The sequence below is a fragment of the Oleiphilus sp. HI0043 genome, assembly GCF_001634935.1.
Genome location: NZ_LWEY01000519.1, coordinates 1 through 642 on the forward strand (window position 1 = coordinate 1; position 642 = coordinate 642).

The 642-nt window shown below is 47.4% G+C and carries 1 protein-coding gene; it reads right to left on the reverse strand.

Going from position 1 to position 642, the window contains the following annotated elements:
- Nucleotides 1-642: ribosome small subunit-dependent GTPase A (gene rsgA, locus A3729_RS06420; RefSeq protein WP_068633435.1), on the reverse strand; the 642-nt coding region annotated here is incomplete at both ends.

A 642-nucleotide genomic window follows, 5' to 3' on the forward strand; every position in this document is an offset into this window, starting at 1 on the left:
CTTTGTCGTAGGCGTCAAGGATCGCGCACTTGGGCTCATTATTATGTTTGCAGTCACGAAAACGGCAGTAGCCAATATGCGGCCTGAGTTCGATAAAACCTTCCAACAGTTCTTGCTCATTGATATGCCATAAGCCGAATTCTCGTATGCCCGGTGAGTCAACAATTCTACCGCCACCCGGAATATGAAAAAGCTTGGCTGTCGTCGTGGTGTGAGTACCTTTACGGGATACTTCCGAAAGCGCGCCGACTTTAATGCTCTGATCACCCAGAATACTACGAATCAGTGAAGACTTGCCGACACCGGATTGGCCAACGAAGACGCTGGTGTAGTTTTTTAGCCAGTCGAATAAGGTGGACTCACAATGCTCGACTTCATTGGCTGAGGTCTTGAGTACTTCATAGCCAAGTGCTTCATAGCTTTGGCAGAGTTTTTCTATCTGAGCGCGGTTATTATCATTAATCAAGTCGCTTTTGTTAAACAGTATGGCAGGCTTGATGTCGAGAGTTTCAGCGGCCACCAGATAACGATCAATTAGATTAGCGTAGGGTGTGGGTTCAGTGGCGACAACAATAATAATACGGTCGATATTGGCGGCTACGGGTTTGAGCAGCCCATAGTTGTCTGGGCGTTGCAGTAAAC